General features: G+C 63.6%; 14 protein-coding genes. 7 read left to right on the top strand and 7 right to left on the bottom strand.

Features of this window, described 5'->3' with window-relative positions; genetic code table 11:
• Positions 1–77: 77 nt before the first annotated feature.
• Genes tssC through tssH form a run of 3 tightly spaced genes read right to left on the bottom strand, consistent with a single transcriptional unit; the run spans position 78 to position 4,873 of the window.
• Positions 78–1,571 carry a type VI secretion system contractile sheath large subunit gene (gene tssC / locus ACPUER_RS08020; protein ID WP_175693566.1) on the bottom strand — a complete coding sequence of 498 codons (1,494 nt, stop codon included), beginning with the start codon at positions 1,569–1,571 and terminating at the stop codon, positions 78–80.
• Positions 1,572–1,598: 27 nt separating this feature from the next.
• The gene (gene tssB, locus ACPUER_RS08015; RefSeq protein WP_006750147.1) at positions 1,599–2,141 is read right to left on the bottom strand and encodes a type VI secretion system contractile sheath small subunit; all 543 of its coding nucleotides are present in this window, start codon (positions 2,139–2,141) and stop codon (positions 1,599–1,601) included.
• A gap of 38 nt (positions 2,142–2,179) precedes the next feature.
• Positions 2,180–4,873: a type VI secretion system ATPase TssH gene (gene tssH, locus ACPUER_RS08010; RefSeq protein WP_175958838.1), complete on the bottom strand. Its 2,694-nt coding sequence runs from the start codon at positions 4,871–4,873 to the stop codon at positions 2,180–2,182.
• Between the two features lie 529 nt (positions 4,874–5,402).
• On the opposite strand from tssH, the gene ACPUER_RS08005 reads away from it, so the two are divergent.
• From ACPUER_RS08005 to ACPUER_RS07975, 7 genes are all read left to right on the top strand, one after another.
• Positions 5,403–6,077 (top strand): TagK domain-containing protein, encoded by a 675-nt coding sequence (locus ACPUER_RS08005; protein ID WP_175958837.1) that lies wholly within the window; start codon positions 5,403–5,405, stop codon positions 6,075–6,077.
• Positions 6,074–6,925 carry a type VI secretion system accessory protein TagJ gene (locus ACPUER_RS08000; RefSeq protein ID WP_425130799.1) on the top strand — a complete coding sequence of 284 codons (852 nt, stop codon included), beginning with the start codon at positions 6,074–6,076 and terminating at the stop codon, positions 6,923–6,925. The genes ACPUER_RS08005 and ACPUER_RS08000 overlap by 4 nt, the downstream gene beginning before the upstream one ends.
• Positions 6,918–7,475, top strand: a complete 558-nt coding sequence (gene tssE, locus ACPUER_RS07995; protein ID WP_175958835.1) for a type VI secretion system baseplate subunit TssE — start codon at positions 6,918–6,920, stop codon at positions 7,473–7,475. The genes ACPUER_RS08000 and tssE overlap by 8 nt, the downstream gene beginning before the upstream one ends.
• Positions 7,476–7,507: 32 nt before the next feature.
• Positions 7,508–9,397, top strand: coding sequence for a type VI secretion system baseplate subunit TssF (gene tssF / locus ACPUER_RS07990; protein WP_425130798.1), 1,890 nt, complete (start codon positions 7,508–7,510; stop codon positions 9,395–9,397).
• Positions 9,397–10,470 (top strand): type VI secretion system baseplate subunit TssG, encoded by a 1,074-nt coding sequence (tssG, locus tag ACPUER_RS07985; protein WP_310140124.1) that lies wholly within the window; start codon positions 9,397–9,399, stop codon positions 10,468–10,470. The genes tssF and tssG overlap by 1 nt, the downstream gene beginning before the upstream one ends.
• Positions 10,467–11,570 carry an ImpA family type VI secretion system protein gene (locus ACPUER_RS07980; RefSeq protein WP_425130797.1) on the top strand — a complete coding sequence of 368 codons (1,104 nt, stop codon included), beginning with the start codon at positions 10,467–10,469 and terminating at the stop codon, positions 11,568–11,570. The genes tssG and ACPUER_RS07980 overlap by 4 nt, the downstream gene beginning before the upstream one ends.
• 102 nt (positions 11,571–11,672) lie before the next feature.
• On the top strand, positions 11,673–12,290 hold the full coding sequence (locus tag ACPUER_RS07975; protein ID WP_175958831.1) for a DUF746 domain-containing protein: 618 nt from the start codon (positions 11,673–11,675) through the stop codon (positions 12,288–12,290).
• Between the two features lie 465 nt (positions 12,291–12,755).
• Here ACPUER_RS07975 and ACPUER_RS07970 read toward each other — a convergent pair whose 3' ends face one another.
• The 4 genes from ACPUER_RS07970 to ACPUER_RS07955 are packed head-to-tail and all read right to left on the bottom strand — an operon-like array spanning position 12,756 to position 15,436.
• Positions 12,756–13,121 (bottom strand): response regulator, encoded by a 366-nt coding sequence (locus ACPUER_RS07970; protein WP_060238818.1) that lies wholly within the window; start codon positions 13,119–13,121, stop codon positions 12,756–12,758.
• Positions 13,122–13,156: 35 nt separating this feature from the next.
• Positions 13,157–14,116: a chemotaxis protein CheX gene (locus ACPUER_RS07965; protein WP_425130796.1), complete on the bottom strand. Its 960-nt coding sequence runs from the start codon at positions 14,114–14,116 to the stop codon at positions 13,157–13,159.
• 22 nt (positions 14,117–14,138) lie between these two features.
• A complete protein-coding gene (locus ACPUER_RS07960) occupies positions 14,139–14,711 on the bottom strand; it encodes a hypothetical protein (protein ID WP_425130795.1) in 573 nt (190 codons plus the stop codon).
• Positions 14,708–15,436: a methyl-accepting chemotaxis protein gene (locus tag ACPUER_RS07955; protein WP_425130830.1), complete on the bottom strand. Its 729-nt coding sequence runs from the start codon at positions 15,434–15,436 to the stop codon at positions 14,708–14,710. Before ACPUER_RS07955 ends, ACPUER_RS07960 begins: the two co-directional genes overlap by 4 nt.
• Positions 15,437–15,441 lie beyond the last annotated feature (5 nt).

Raw genomic sequence — 15,441 nt, 5'->3', positions numbered from 1 at the left:
TATTAAATGATTGGAAACTGGGCATCATCGTCCACCGAAGCAATTCGATGTCCGGCCCTGCGGGACCTATCGGATGGTTAAGCCGCCTCCTTGATCGACGGCAGCTTCGTCACGAGCCGCAGCGAGACGGTCAGCCCCTCGAGCTGGAAGTGCGGACGCAGGAAGAATTTCGAGTTGTAGTAGCCGGGATTACCTTCGACCTCCTCGACGACCACTTCAGCGGCCGCAAGCGGCCGGCGTGCCTTCGTCTCCTGCGACGAGTTGGTCGGATCGGCATCGACGTAATGCATGATCCATTCGTTCAGCCACCGCTGCATGTCTTCGCGTTCCTTGAACGCGCCGATCTTGTCGCGCACGATGCACTTCAGGTAATGCGCGAAGCGTGAGCACGCGAACAGGTACGGCAGGCGTGCGGACAGGTTCGCGTTGGCCGTCGCATCGGGATCGTGATACTCGGCAGGCTTCTGTAGCGATTGGGCGCCGATGAAGGTCGCATGATCGGTGTTCTTGCGGTGCACGAGCGGAATGAAGCCGTTCTTCGACAGTTCGGCCTCGCGGCGGTCCGAGATCGCGATTTCGGTCGGGCACTTCATGTCGACGCCGCCATCGTCGGTCGGGAAGGTGTGGGTCGGCAGGTTCTCGACCGTGCCGCCCGACTCGACGCCGCGAATCAGCGAACACCAGCCGTACTGCTTGAACGAGCGGTTGACGTTGACGCCCATCGCGTACGCCGCGTTCGCCCAGCCATAGCGGCCATGGTCCGAACCGTTCGTGTCTTCCTCGAAATCGAATTCGTCGACCGGATTGGTCTTCGCGCCATATGGCAGGCGCGCGAGGAATCGCGGCATCGCGAGCCCTACGTAGCGCGCGTCCTCGGTGCTGCGCATCGAGTTCCACGCGGTGTATTCGAGATTCTGCGTGAAGATCTTCGTCAGGTCGCGCGGATTCGCCAGCTCCTGCCACGATTCCATCTGCAACACCGACGGTGCGGCACCGGTGATAAACGGTGTGTGCGCGGCAGCCGATACCTTCGCGATCGAGCCGAGCAGATCGACATCCGGCGGCGTATGGTCGAAGTAGTAGTCTGCAACGAGGCACCCGTACGGTTCGCCGCCGAGCTGGCCGTACTCCTGTTCGTAGATCTGCTTGAAGAGCGGGCTCTGATCCCAGGCAAGGCCCTTGTAGCGACGCATCGTACGATGCAGTTCGGCCTTCGAGACATCCATGAAGCGGATCTTCAGGTGTTCATCGGTTTCGGTGTTCGACACGAGGTGATTCAAGCCGCGCCAAGCGGATTCGAGCGCCTGGTAATCCGCGTGATGCAGGATCAGGTTGATCTGCTCGGAGAGCTTGTGATCAATCTGCGCGATGATCGCCGCGATGCTCTTGTAGGCGTCGTCACTGATGGTCGCCGTTTGTGCCAGCGCCTGCTCGGCGAGCGTCTGAACGGCCAGTTCAACGGCTTCGCGCGCGTCGTCGGTCTTGGGACGGAACTCGCGTTCCAGCAGTTGAGTGAAATCGGACTGGGTGGCCGTCTGCGCAACTGCGGGCCGTACTTCCTGTTTCGCCATGATGCTCATCCTTTATCGGTTCGTCGGTCAGTTCGCGCCGTCTTGATCGGCAGTTTCGTCCGCTTGCCGCTCGGGCTTCGGCGCGGCAGCCAGCGATTTGAGCAGCGCCGGGTCATGCAGCAACTGCGTGACGAGCGCCTCTGCACCCGACTTGCCATCCATGTAGGTCTGCAGATTGGCGAGTTGCGTACGCGCTTCCAGCAGTTGGCGCAGCGGCTCGACCTTGCGGGCAATCGCAGCCGGCGAAAAATCCTCCATGCTCTCGAAGGTCATGTCGACCATCATCTGGCCGTCGCCCGTCAGCGTATTCGATACGGCGAACGCGACGCGCGGCCGGATCGCCTTCATGCGCTCATCGAAATTGTCGATGTCGATCTCGAGGAAGCGCCGGTCCGACACCGCCGGTAGCGGCTCGACCGGATGCTTCCCCGACAGATCGGCGAGCACCCCCATCACGAACGGCAGCTCGACTTTCTTCTCCGAGCCGTAGACCTCGACGTCGTACTCGATCTGCACACGCGGCGCACGGTTGCGCGCAATGAATTTCTGCGAACTGCTGGAAGCGGACATACATGAGGCTCCTGGACGGTGGTGGTTGGGCGGCGAGCTCAGAGAACCGGCTCGTCTGAATGGAAGGCGATCGCGTCAAACGAGAGTGCCTGCGCCGGCATGCAGGACGGATCCGCCACGCCGATCACGATGTGCGACAGTGCCCGTTTCGAAGCGAAGGCGTCGAGCCATAGTGCGGAGAGTCGCGGCAATACGTGCTGCTCGATAAATCCGATCAGCACGCGCGCACCGGTCTCCTGCACGAGACAGCGGCCGATGATGTAATTGACGACCGCGTCGTCATACGTCAGCGCGATGCCGTGGCCGTCGGCCATACGCTTGACGATGCGCCCCAGATGCAGGCGGACGATGCTGGCGAGTACGCTGTCGGCAAGTGGCCGGTAGGGCACGACGGTCACGCGCCCGAGGAATGCCGCCGGGAAAGCCTTGAGTAGTTCGGGCGTCAGTGCTTCCCGCAGGCCATCCTGATTCGGCGCGAGCGACGGATCGGCGCAGAGACTCGTACTCAGTTCGGAACCGACGTTGCTCGTGAGCAGGATCGTCGTATTGCGGAAATCAATGTAGCGGCCGTCGCCGTCCTCCATGTAGCCCTTGTCGAATACCTGGAAGAACATCTCATGCACGTCGCGGTGGGCCTTCTCGATCTCGTCGAGCAGTACGACCGAATACGGACGGCGGCGCACCGCCTCGGTCAGCACCCCGCCCTCGCCGTAGCCGACATACCCCGGCGGCGCCCCTTTCAGGCCCGAAACGGTGTGTGCCTCCTGATACTCGCTCATGTTGATCGTGATCAGGTTCTGTTCACCGCCGTACAGCGCTTCGGCCAGCGCCAGCGCGGTTTCAGTCTTGCCGACGCCCGACGGACCGGCGAGCAGGAACACGCCGACCGGTTTCCTCGGGTCCGTTAGGCCTGCGCGTGCGGTCTGCACACGTTCGCCAATTTGACGCAGCGCGTCGGTCTGGCCAATCACGCGTGCCTCGAGCGTCTCGGGCAACTTGCGCACCGCGGCGACCTCATCAGTCACCATCCGGCCAACAGGAATGCCGGTCCAATCGGATACGATTTCCGCGACGATCGCCTCGTCGACCTCGGGGAATACGAGCGGCGCATCGCCTTGCAGCGCAACGAGCGCGTGTTCGAGTTCGCGCAGCTTCGGGAGCGCCGCCACATCGTCCCGTGGGGTTTTCCCGTCGTCGGGTCCAATGGCCTCGCGCGCGGCCAGCAACGCCTGCGCGGCGGCGGCCTGAGCGCGCCAGCGATGCTCGACCGCCGCCGCTTCGGCTCCCAATGTATCGATGCGCGCTCGCACGCCCGTCAACGCCCTGTCGGTATCCAGGCCGATACGGGCTTCCTGCACGAGCAACGCCTCCTCGGCACGCGCGGCGGCGAGACGCTGACGCACGTCGTCCAGTTCACGCGGCGTCGCATGCTGCGACAGCGCCACACGCGCACAGGCGGTGTCGAGCAGGCTGATGGCCTTGTCCGGCAACTGACGCGATGGGATATACCGGTGTGATAGTGTCACCGCCGCACGGATCGCTGCGTCGAGCACCACGACGCCGTGATGTCGGGAAAACGTTTGCACAAGCCCGCGCACCATATCGATCGCAGCAGCCTCGGACGGCTCCGCGATCTGCAGCACCTGGAAGCGTCGCGTGAGCGCCGGATCCTTCTCGATGTGGCGCTTGTACTCGGCCCAGGTCGTCGCGCCGATCGTACGGATCGTGCCACGCGCAAGCGCGGGTTTCAGCAGATTGGCGGCATCGCCCGTGCCCGCCTGGCCGCCCGCGCCGATCAGGGTGTGAATCTCGTCGATGAAGAGGATCACCGGCGTCGGCGATTTTCCAGCGGCTTCGAGCAGCCCTTTCAGACGCGCTTCGAACTCCCCCTTCATGCTCGCGCCGGCGAGCAATGCGCCGACGTCGAGCGACAGCAGCCGCACATCGGCAAGCTTCGGCGGCACATTGCCCGATGCGATCGCGCGCGCCAACCCTTCCACGACGGCCGTCTTGCCAACGCCGGCCTCACCCGTCACCAACGGGTTGTTCTGCCGACGGCGCAGCAGCACGTCGATCATCGTGCGAATCTCGAGTTCGCGGCCGATGACCGGATCGATCTCGCCAACGCGAGCGCGCGCTGTCAGGTCAGCGCAATACTGGTCGAGCGAACCACGCTTCGATGCGACTGGAATCGCGCCGGACGCCTCGCCCGGCGTTGCCGCCGAAAGGTCGCCGTGGTCGTACGGCGCATCGGCGGCTTCGGGCGAGCCGTCGATCCATGCCGGCAGCTCATCGCCCAGCCCGTCGACAGGGATCTTGCCGAACGCGGGAGAGATCGACAGCAGAACACGCCTCAACTCGGGCGTCGAGACAAGCGCAGCAACGAGCCACGCGCCGCGCACACGGCGATCGCCATGACTCAGCGTCGCGAGAACCCACGCGCGTTCGATCGCCGCCTCGATGTGCCAGGAAAAGTCGCTGATTGAACTGGCACCGGCCGGCAGCATCGCCAACGCCCGCGCGAAGTCGCGATCGAGCACGTCGCGCTCGATGCCCGCGTGCCGCACGATGCGATGCAGGTCGCTATCGGGTTGCTGCAGGAGCTGATGCAACCAGTGAATGAGCTCCACGTACGGATTGCCGCGCAACTTGCAGAACTGTGTCGCCGATTCGATGCTGCGGTAGAGCTGAACCCCGAGCTTGCCGAATAGAGCCTGGCGTGAAATCGTCATGCGAACCTTCTTGTTGTTTATTCGGTATGTTCCTGGCTCTGGCCGTAGCGATCAGGAATCTTATTCAGCCGGCATTGGACTACTGCCGCATTTCATACATTAAGAAAGTAAAATCCTCTCTGGCTGCGCATTATTCCAAGTAATTTGCGGCTCCGTCAACCCATGCGAATGAGAAAATCCGCACCGAATAACGCCTTGTCACCTCACTCTAACCAAGAACCCAGCAATTACCAACTGCGTTGCACAAACGCACGTATTACACAAACATTACGACGCGCAAGCACGATACGCAAGCCTTTGTTGCAATTGATCAATTCCGCCATAGATGTGAACAAATTTTTAACAATTTCCCACATTGACCAGCCAATATCTTGATATTCACAAATTACTACAGTCACACCACCCCAATTAATTGATTATTTCGAGATTTAATCTCGATAATATTTTCAAATAGCGATACCCCATTTCTAATGGGCGAATTACACACTCCCGTGGGTAAAATGCGCACTCCGTCATACCTGCCTCTTCCATGCGCTCATTCCGCTTGCCGTGGCACCGCCAGCCCGACACCTCGCTTACCGAGCCCGAACTGCGTCACGAGCCGTGCGGTCCCCAGCAGCAGCAGGACAGCGCGGCCCCTCTCCTGTTCGAATCATCAGATCGCGTGGGGAGCAATCAGTCGATCCTCGATCTGATCGGCAGCCACGGCGGGACTGCGAATGCCGCTCGTGGGAAGCGCGGCACCGGGTTGCAGACGATGACGTTTCCTGATCACACCGACGACCTCGTCGAAACACTTCATGCGCAATACTGGGGTGCGTTGACGGACCCGCACACCGCTCTTCCCTGCTCATGGGGCGAACAGCTGGATTCGCCTGCGACACCTGTTGCGTCAGTTACACCCGATTCGCACGACGTCCGGCCAACACCGGCAAACGCAGCCGCCTTCGGTTCGATCGAAGTGATGCTGTCAGGCAAACGCAGCCTCGAGGACGCGTTCGGCCACCTGGACACTGGTTTCACTCCCGAGCTGGAGATCGAACCCGTGCCGGAAGTCCTGCGCCTCTTTGCGCCCCCCGAATTCCATGCGGCCGAAGCCCACCGCGCATCAGCCCTGCCGCCTACGCTCACCCGGCGCGAGCATCACATGCTGTCGGTCGATAGCCCGCTGGCCGCCGCGCTTGTATGCAAGGACGACGCATGAAGATGCCATTTGCTGCCGAAGAACCGTCTGGCCACGGCCTGGACGATGTGCCGATCGCCGCGCAGATCGAGCGGATCGAATCGCATATTCGCGCGCAGCCGACCTTCGCCGCCCATCGGTGGGCGCTGTTCCAGTGGCTGTGCGTAACAGGCGACTGGGCACGCGCCGCGATTCAACTGCAGACGTGGGCGAAGCTTGAGCCGCAACAAACGCAGGCCGCCCAGGTTTATCGTGACCTGGTCCGGGCCGAGCGCTGGCGACAGAAGGTTGTCGCGGGATTCGAACGCCCTGGGTTCGTCCTCGAACCGGCTCCGTGGGTCATGGAACTGGCATTCGCACTGCGACTTGCTGGCGACGGGCAACGCGGACACGCCGACGAAGCGCGAGAAAAAGCACTCGACGCGGCGCCGCTCATCGCAGCGCACACGCCCCGGGGGGGCGCGAGCTGGATCGCCGACAGCGATTCGCGTTTCGGACCGGTGTGCGAAGTCATGACGGCCGGCCACTACCGCTGGGTACCGTTCGCCGATCTCGCCGCGTGGCGCATGGTCCCTCCTGCGAACCTCATCGATCTCGTCTGGGCGTCGTGTGTGCTGACACTGACCGACGGCAGTACCGTGCACGGCTTCATGCCTGCCCGCTACCCCGGCTCGGAGGCCGCGACCGATGCACTGCGTCTGGGGCGCGAAACGGCCTGGCATGAGGCTGGACGTACCGCCGTCATCGCGCACGGACAAAAAACCTGGACAACGGATCGGGGCGATTTCGGTCTATTCGAATTGGCCCACGCGCAGTTCGGCTCGCGTGTTGCGGACGGCGCCACCACCGGAGAGCCGGTCGATGACTGAGCGCAAGCGACCTCTCACGCTGGGCAACTCGCTCGTCGCGCGCCCGCCGCGGCGGCCAAACGCGCATCTGATGCCGACCCTGCTCGACCGGCTACGGGACGACGCACCACATCGGCTCATCGAAGCACCCGAGGAATATGCCGTCACACGCAAGCAGATGCGCGACATCGTCCAGCGCGATCTCGCCTATCTGCTCAACACGACAAGCATTGAAGATCGGATCGAGCGCGAACGCCACCCACAGGCGGCCGCATCGACCGTCAATTTCGGCGTGCCGCCGCTCGCGGGCACCTTTCTCGCGTCGCGCCAGTGGAACGACATCGAGCGGATGATCCGGCAGGCCATCACCGATTTCGAACCACGGCTGATCCCCGATTCGCTGGCGGTGTCGCCCCGTCAGGGCGACGACGCCAGCGGCCATCACAATGTGCTCGCGTTCGAGGTGCGCGGCCTGGTTCACATGGACCCGTATCCGCTCGAATTCATGGTGCAGAGCTCGCTCGATCTCGAGACGAGCGAGATCCAGATCACCGGCATGCGCTCCGGGTAGGCACGGCATAACGACAAAACGAGACCTTTCCGATGGACCCGCGACTACTCGACTATTACAACCAGGAACTCATCTACATGCGCGAGCTCGCCACCGAGTTCGCACAGGCGCACCCGAAAATCGCGCGCCGGCTCGGCATGCAGGCCGGTGAAGTGGCGGACCCCTACGTCGAACGCCTGATCGAGTCGTTCTGCTTCATGGCCGCGCGCCTGCAGCTCAAGCTCGATGCCGAGTTTCCGCGCTTCACGGGGCGGCTGCTGGAAGTGATCTACCCGAATTACGTCGCGCCCACGCCGTCGATCTCGGTCGCGCGCCTGTATCCCGGTCAGGCCGAAGGCAATCTGGCCGCCGGCTATCGTATTGCGCGCGGCACGTCGTTCAAGGCGCGGGTTCCGGATGGCGAAAAAACCGCTTGCCAGTTTACGAGCGGACAGGACGTCACGCTCTGGCCGCTCACAATCACCGATGCGCGCCTGACGGGCATTCCGCCCGACATTCCGGCGCTCGACCGCCATGTTCCGCCCGACCGACACGTGCGCGGTGCATTGCGGCTGCGGCTGGCGACGACCGGCGACGTTCGCATCGCCGATCTGAAGGGGCTCGACCGGCTGCCCGTGTATCTGGCCGGTGACGAACAGGTCGCCTCGCACCTGTTCGAGCTGCTGCACGTCGCCGGCGTCGCATCCGTGATTGCCGCGCCCGGAGAATTCGGCGTACCGGGCCGCTCTCCCGCCGCCGTGATTCACGGTGCGGTCGAACACGAGGGTTTGTGCACCGATCAGAACTTGCTGCCACTCACCTGGACGAAGTTCCACGGACACAACCTGCTCCACGAATACTTCGCGTGCCCGGCACGGTTCTGGTTCTTCGCACTCAACGGCCTTGCCGAAGGCCTGTCCCGCGTGAACGGTCGCGAGGTCGAAATCGTCGTGCTGCTCGACCGGGCGCCGGGCCAGCTCGCGAACCTTGTCGACGCGTCGCGCTTCGCGCTGTTCTGCACGCCCGTCATCAACCTCTTCAAACGGCACACGGATCGCATCGAGATTTCTCCCCGCGAGACCGAATTTCATCTGGTACCCGCGCGACTCGCACCGCTGGACTATGAAGTGTTTTCGGTAGAGACGGTGTACGGGCAGGTCGCAGCGACCTCGGACGAACTGGAATTCCGTCCGCTGTATCAAACGCTGAACAACGACGAAGGTAACCACGGGCGGTACTTCTCGACACGGCGCGAACGGCGGCTCGCGTCCGATTCGGCTCGCCGTTACGGCACGCGAACCCCTTATGTCGGCACCGAAGTGTTTCTCTCGCTGGTTGACCAGAACGAGGCTCCCTACGGTGAAGACATCCGTTTCCTGTCAGTCGATGCGCTGCTGACGAACCGGGATCTCGCCACGCTCGTGCCGCGCGACGGCGTGCGTGACTTGGCAATGGAGGAGTCCGCACCCGTCGAAAGCATCGGTCTCATTCGCCCGCCGAGTCCGCCCAAAGCCCCGTATGCGGAGCGAGAGATGGCATGGCGCCTGATCCGCCAGCTCAACTTCAACTACCTGCCGCTCGAAGGTCTCGATCACCGTGACGGCGGTCAGGGACTACGCGACCTGCTGCGCCTATACCTTTCGAACGACAACAACGAACATTCGCGGCAAGTCGAAAGCCTCGTCGGCGTCAAGACTCGCCCGGTAACACGCAAGCTGCCGGGCACGGGTCCGATGACGTTCGGGCGTGGCATCGAGTGTGCAGTGACGGTCGACGAGGCAGGCTTCTCCGGCGTCAGCCCCTATCTATTCGGTACGATTCTCGAGCACTGGCTGGCACGGCACGTGTCGATCAACAGCTTCACGCAGACCGAATTGCATTCGATGCAGCGCGGCCGTATCGCACGCTGGCCCGTGCGCACCGGGACACGCGGAGTGCTGTGATGAAACGTGCCACCCTGCCGGCGCTCGTGCGCGACAGCACGCTCTCGCCCGACCTGCTGGAAAGTCTTCAAATGGAGCCGTGGCGCTTCGGGTTCCTGTCGCTGTTGCGACGCGTCGGTGCGAACTCCACCGTCGATCCGGTCGGCACCGCGCGCCGGCCGCAGGCGGAGCCGTTCCGGCTCGGTCAGCAACCCAGTCTCGCCTTCGCGCCGCGCGAAATCGCCAGCGTCCAGGAAGCAGCGGGACGACTCAAGGTGCGGCTCTTCGGTCTCGGCATGCTCGGGCCGAACGGGCCATTGCCAATCCATGTAACCGAATGGGCACGCGAACGCGAAGAGGGCCGTCGCGACACGACGACGGTCGACTTCCTCGACATCTTCCATCACCGGTTCCTGACGCTGTTCTATCGCGCGTGGGCATCGGCACAGTCGACGGCCGGCCTCGACCGGAAAGACGACGAGCAGTTTTCGTTTTACATCGCGAGCCTCACGGGCCTCGATACCGCCGAAATCGGCCGGCGCCCCCTGCCTTCCCACGCGCGACTTGCCGCATCAGCACATCTCGTACGCGAATCTCGCAACTCGGATGGACTTCGCGCCACACTCGATCACTACTTCGGCGTGCCGATAGCGATCGAGGAGAACGTGTTCCACTGGATCGCGATCGATCCAGTCGATCAAGGACGCATGGGGCGCCCTGGTCCGGCCGCGACGATGGGGCAGGCAGCAATGCTCGGGCGCGTAGCGCCGGACCGTCAGCACCGATTCCGCATCGTGATCGGCCCGGTCGATCTCGACGCATATCTGCGCTTCACGCCACAGGGCCAGGATCTGCCGCGTCTCGTCGAATGGGTGCGTGCGTTCGTTGGCTATGAACTGGAATGGGAGCTCGAGCTGCGCATCAAACCCGAAAGTGCGCCACCAGCCGTCATGGGCGGCCGGCAGCGCATGGGGTGGTCCGGGTGGCTGGGCCGTCCGAACCCCGACCGGCCGATTACCGGCATGCGGTTCGAGCCCGAGCGTTACGTGCGACATTTCGAACAGCACACGACTGAATCCGACAATCGACCATGAGCAAAAAGCAGTCACCCCGACAGTCCATATCCGGTAAAGGTACCGCGAAGGACACGCCGCATCACGACTGGCTCGCGCCCGTGAGCAACTCCATGCCCTGCGGCCCCGACCTCGAATATGACCACGATTTCGTGGTGCTGTTCGCGAGTGCGGCGCCCAGGCAGGACGTGCAGTACGGCGCATTCGTCGGTGCCCCCGATCCGGTCAACTGGAGCGAGATCGAACGCGACTGCCAGCGGCTCATGCTGCGCACGAAGGATATTCGAGTCGCTGTGTTGTACACGCGAAGCCGCACGCGGCTCGCCGGTGCCGCAGGTCTTGCAGATGGCACAGGATTGCTGGCCGCCTGGCTCGATGCGTTTGCCGAACAGGTGCATCCACAGCCCGATGTCGACGGTGGGCGCGACGCCGCACGTGAAATGCGGATGAATGCGATACAGGCGCTCGCTGATCCGGACGGACTGCTCGCCGACGTGCGCGAGATCGTGCTTTCGAAGTCGACGCTCGCGCGGCTGCAGGTGCGCGATGTCGAGCGTGCGTTTGCGCATCCCCGCCCCGCCGATGCTCTCGCGCCCGAGTCCGTTACGCAGCAGTTGCAGGATGTGCGCGCGCAACAGCCCGAAGTGATGGCAGGTTTCGACGATGCGATTACGCATCTCGCTGCAATCGATGCATGGTGCGCCGTGCATCTCGACGGCTACCTGCCGGAGCTGTCGTCGCTCACGCGGCTCCTCGGCAGGTTGAATGCGCCCGCATCGGCGAACGCGATCGAGCAGTTGGAAGAATCCTATGATCCCCCATCGGTCTCCGGCGAATCATCAGGAAGTGATGCGTCAGCGCCGCTCGAACCGCCGAATGACGGATCGGTTAGCGCCACCGAGCGCATAACGGCCCAACTGAGATCCGCACCGGCGGACCGTCAGGCCGCGCTCGCTCTGATTCGTACGGCGCGAACGTGGTTCGAGACCCACGAACCCAGCAGCCCGATTCCTGTGTTGCTCAAACGTGCGGAGCAGTTCGTCGGCAAGCCTTACGCCGAGGTCGTCACGGCAATTCCAGCCGAGCTGCTGGCGCAGTGGGAAGAAACCGAGAGTGGATAGCAACGGACATCTTGCTGCCTAGCCCGTGTGGATACACAGGTGTGCAGACACGCTGGACAGCGAGGGAAGGCCCGATATTCAGCGCGAAGTTGGAAAAACGAGATGACGAAGACAGCAGCAGAACTGCAGAGCGAACTCGATCGCCTCGACGCGGAAATTCGGATCACCCGCGAACAGGAAGTGGGTGGTCCGCTCGATCAGATCACTGAGCTCATGGCGCAGTGGTCAATCAGCCTGGATCAGGTGGCCCGGCATTTTCGGCACCGCTTCGGAATGGAGGCGAGCGATACGTCGCTTCGCCGCACGGACGATCCCGAGTTGACAGCGTTTCTCACACGCGCCATTAGGCAGATCCTGTCCGATGATCCCGCCCCGCCATCTTGTCCGAGGTGCGCAAGCGACAACACGTGGCTCGTTTATCGCAGCAGCAGCAGCTACCCCATTCCCACATTTTGCTGTGACGCTTGCAACCGAACCTTCACGCGTCTTCACGGCACGTCAATTCAAAATCTGAAAAACAAGGAGAAGTTGTTTGAATTCCTACCTTATCTAGCGCATCGACATCCGCTCGACTCGGTCGCCGCCGAAATGCACGTCACGCGAGCGACGGTGTTGTCGTGGCTACGACGCCTGCGCGCCTTGCTGTGGACGCTCGATCCATCGGGACACTACGTGGCCCGCGTGCGCCTCGGTCAAAAGCCCACGCCGCGTGAACGCTAGTTCCCGTACTGCAATGCACAAACACTGGCGTACCGGCCCGACCACCCGTCGGTGCTGTCCTAGCTAATACATTTGATCTCCAGCTCGTCGGATACTGCGCGCGGCATGCGCTCCCACACACCTTGACGACGCCACCACAAGAAGCGCAAGTACACCATGTGCCATCGGCCGACGTCCTTCGGAAAATCGTGTCACAGGCAGCACGTTTGATCGATCCAGGAAAACGGCTTCGACAAACCAACGACTGTTCGCCGCCGTTCGCCCCCGACTGCCTTCCTTGCCCGGTAATACGAACTCGATTCGTGCCTATGCCTCGTCGCCCAACAACGTCCGACTCATCTTGGCCGGCACGCGCGAAAGACACGATGTAAATACAATTCATCGAATGTACACCGGCCGTGACGATTCTCTCGATACAACCCCATAGCACAGGATGCTCCCGTCGCCGCGCTCTCCGACCCACCCTCAGCCCGCGAGCTTCTTCAGCGCGTCGAGCACCGCGTCGCCCTTGAACGGCTTCACGATCCAGCCCTTCACGCCGGCCGCCTTGCCGCGCTCCTTCATCGCCGGGCTGCTTTCGGTCGTCAGCATCACCACGTTGACCGACGCGTTCGCCAGTTCGCCGCGGATCTTCTCGACCATCGTCAGGCCGTCCATGTTCGGCATGTTCACGTCGCTGATCACGAGGCGCACGCCGGGCGTCGCCTTGAGCTTCGCGAGCCCGTCCTTGCCGTCCACCGCCGTCGCGACGTCGAGCCCGTGATTGCGCAGGAAACCCGCGACTTCATCGCGCACCGTGCCCGAATCGTCGACCACCAGAATCTTTGCCATGCCGTGTTCCTCTTTCGTTGTGACTACTTCAACATTCAAAACAGTTCGAGTTCACCCGATTCGACCATCGGCCCCACGTCCTGTACCGATTCGCGGAAATCCTCCGGCGACCAGCTCAGGCTGAACACGAAACGCTGATCGAGCTGCACCGACCGCCCCGATGCGCGGTCGGTCATCCGGTACTTGAAACAGAGCTGCGGACAGTCGCCGCCGAACGAAATGAACTTCTGCTTGTGATTGACGACGAGCGGCACCTGCACCGGATGGCGCGCGAGCGCCTCCGCGTCGCCGAGATAGCGGTTCTTGAACGCTCCCCACACGAGGTTGGTCAGCTCGCCGAGCAGGCTGTTCACGTCGCGGAAGTCTGGCGCGCGGCCGTCGTCGCGCGTGCCGCCGAGCATGTCGAGCAGCGGCTGCTCGCTCGTCTGCAGCAGCATGTAGCCGCGGCACCACGCGCTTTCGAGCGCGATCAGGCTGAACACCTCGCCGAAGATGATCTGGTCGCGCACGATGCACGGCGTTTCGTGCTCGATCGTCATGTCCGGAAACAGGCTGTCGATGCGCGCCTCGGTGATCTCCGAGATGCCGCGCACGAGCGCGTTCGGGTAGTCGCGGCCGAACAGGTATTCGTCGATCGCGCGCTTGAGCGGCGTCATGTCGTCCGCGACGTAGGCTGCGCATGCCACCCGCGCAAGCGCGTCGGGCAGCCCGTCGCGCGAAGCGAGCGATTCGCGGCGCAGGATGATCGGCAGCTCGGGCCGCAGCGCGTCGATCTGCGTCGCGATGATCGCGCTCTCGACCGGCGAACCGCCGTAATCCTCGGCCAGCAGGATCGCGCCGAGATCGATATTCGAGCGCAGCACCTTCAGCAGCCGGCTGCGCCGCACGGTCAGGCCGACCAGGTTGTGCTCGTCGCAGAAACGCTTGATCGCATCGGCATGCGTGCGGCTGTCGTCGAGCACGAGCACCTTGCTGACGGGTTGGTCTTCGGTCATCTCAAGGGTTCCTCATGGTCGATCAGAACAGTTCGAGTTCGCCGCCGGTATCCACCGCGGCCGTTTCCGGCACATGGAAATCGACCGGTGCGTTCGCACACACGCACAGCGTCGCGCCGACCCGCACGTCGCCGTCGAACGTCAGATCGTAGGCGGCCACGTAATCGGGTGCGAGCGCGGGCAGCCAGTCGATGCTCGCGCCGCTCAGCAGGGAAGGCGTCGACATTCCCAGATCGGGAAACGGCACGGTCAGCGCCTGGTTGATCGCGCCGCAGCACAGGTTCGCGACTTCCATGAACGCTTCGGGCAGCGGCCGCTGGCCGCTCGTGCCCGCCGTCGCGCCGGCGAAATGGCCGCGCGTCGCATCGTCGTCGCTGAAGCGCAGCGCGAGCAGCAGGCGGAAATGCAGCGCCGAGATCGTCAGCACCACGACGTACTCGGGCACCTTCGGTTTCGATCGCGAAGTCGCGCGCGCAGAATCGGGCGCATCGCCGGCCGACGGCCGGATGTCGCACGCGCCGCCGGACGCGAGCCGCGTGCGCGCCGCATCAAAGAAGATCCGCTCGAAGCCGGCTTTCGCCTGCGCGCTGATCACGCCGCCGCTCCTTCGATCCGCGCGTGCAGTTGCCCGGCCAGCGTCTCGACGGTCGCTAGCGCGGCCGTGATCATCTTGCCGCCGGCCTGGATGTCCTGGAACGTCGCGGCCGTCACGAGATCGTTGCGGTTCAGGCTGTCGCGATAGCTGTTCGACAGCTCCTGCGAGCGCGCGGCCAGCCCGCGCACCTCGCTCGCGACAATCGAGAAGCCGCGGCCGGCCGTGCCCGCGCGCGCCGCCTCGATCGACGCGTTCAGCGACACGATCGACACGTGCGCGACGATCGCCGACAGCTCCTGGTTCTTCGAGCGCATGTCCTGGTTCTGCGTGGTCAGCGAGATCATCTGCTCGTGCCAGCGCTCGAACGTGCCGGCGAGCCCGCGCAGGCGCGCGGCTTCGTCGGCGATCTTCATCGCATGCTGCGCGAGCGCGGCGCGGTTCGCCGACAGCGCCTGCAGCGCGTCGCGCTGCGCACCGGCCGCGGACGCCTCGCGCGCCAGCGCATCCTCGAGCTGCGCCTCGCGCTGCGCCCATGCGTCGGCGGCTTCGGCATGTGCCGACGCCGCTTCTGCCGCCTTCGCGTCGGCCGCGTCGAGCGCGCCGCGCAACGCATGCGCGTCGCGTTCCAGCGCCGCGACAAGCCGCTTGCGCATCACGCGAAACACGACCGCCGCCGTCATCGCGACGACGAAGCCGCCCGCCAGCGCGGCGGCAATCGGGATCATCCACG

It is taken from the genome of Burkholderia sp. DN3021 (assembly GCF_049805555.1).
Lineage (GTDB): Bacteria > Pseudomonadota > Gammaproteobacteria > Burkholderiales > Burkholderiaceae > Burkholderia > Burkholderia pyrrocinia_C.
The sequence above is the reverse complement of the archived record's forward strand: the minus strand, read 5'-3'. Positions and strand labels throughout refer to the sequence as shown.

Coding starts and splice junctions, on each gene's coding strand:
- tssC (WP_175693566.1), bottom strand. CDS start 1,571: ATGGCGAAACAGGAAGTACGGCCCGCAGTTGCGCAGACGGCCACCCAG.
- tssB (WP_006750147.1), bottom strand. CDS start 2,141: ATGTCCGCTTCCAGCAGTTCGCAGAAATTCATTGCGCGCAACCGTGCG.
- tssH (WP_175958838.1), bottom strand. CDS start 4,873: ATGACGATTTCACGCCAGGCTCTATTCGGCAAGCTCGGGGTTCAGCTC.
- ACPUER_RS08005 (WP_175958837.1), top strand. CDS start 5,403: ATGCGCTCATTCCGCTTGCCGTGGCACCGCCAGCCCGACACCTCGCTT.
- ACPUER_RS08000 (WP_425130799.1), top strand. CDS start 6,074: ATGAAGATGCCATTTGCTGCCGAAGAACCGTCTGGCCACGGCCTGGAC.
- tssE (WP_175958835.1), top strand. CDS start 6,918: ATGACTGAGCGCAAGCGACCTCTCACGCTGGGCAACTCGCTCGTCGCG.
- tssF (WP_425130798.1), top strand. CDS start 7,508: ATGGACCCGCGACTACTCGACTATTACAACCAGGAACTCATCTACATG.
- tssG (WP_310140124.1), top strand. CDS start 9,397: ATGAAACGTGCCACCCTGCCGGCGCTCGTGCGCGACAGCACGCTCTCG.
- ACPUER_RS07980 (WP_425130797.1), top strand. CDS start 10,467: ATGAGCAAAAAGCAGTCACCCCGACAGTCCATATCCGGTAAAGGTACC.
- ACPUER_RS07975 (WP_175958831.1), top strand. CDS start 11,673: ATGACGAAGACAGCAGCAGAACTGCAGAGCGAACTCGATCGCCTCGAC.
- ACPUER_RS07970 (WP_060238818.1), bottom strand. CDS start 13,121: ATGGCAAAGATTCTGGTGGTCGACGATTCGGGCACGGTGCGCGATGAA.
- ACPUER_RS07965 (WP_425130796.1), bottom strand. CDS start 14,116: ATGACCGAAGACCAACCCGTCAGCAAGGTGCTCGTGCTCGACGACAGC.
- ACPUER_RS07955 (WP_425130830.1), bottom strand. CDS start 15,436: ATGATCCCGATTGCCGCCGCGCTGGCGGGCGGCTTCGTCGTCGCGATG.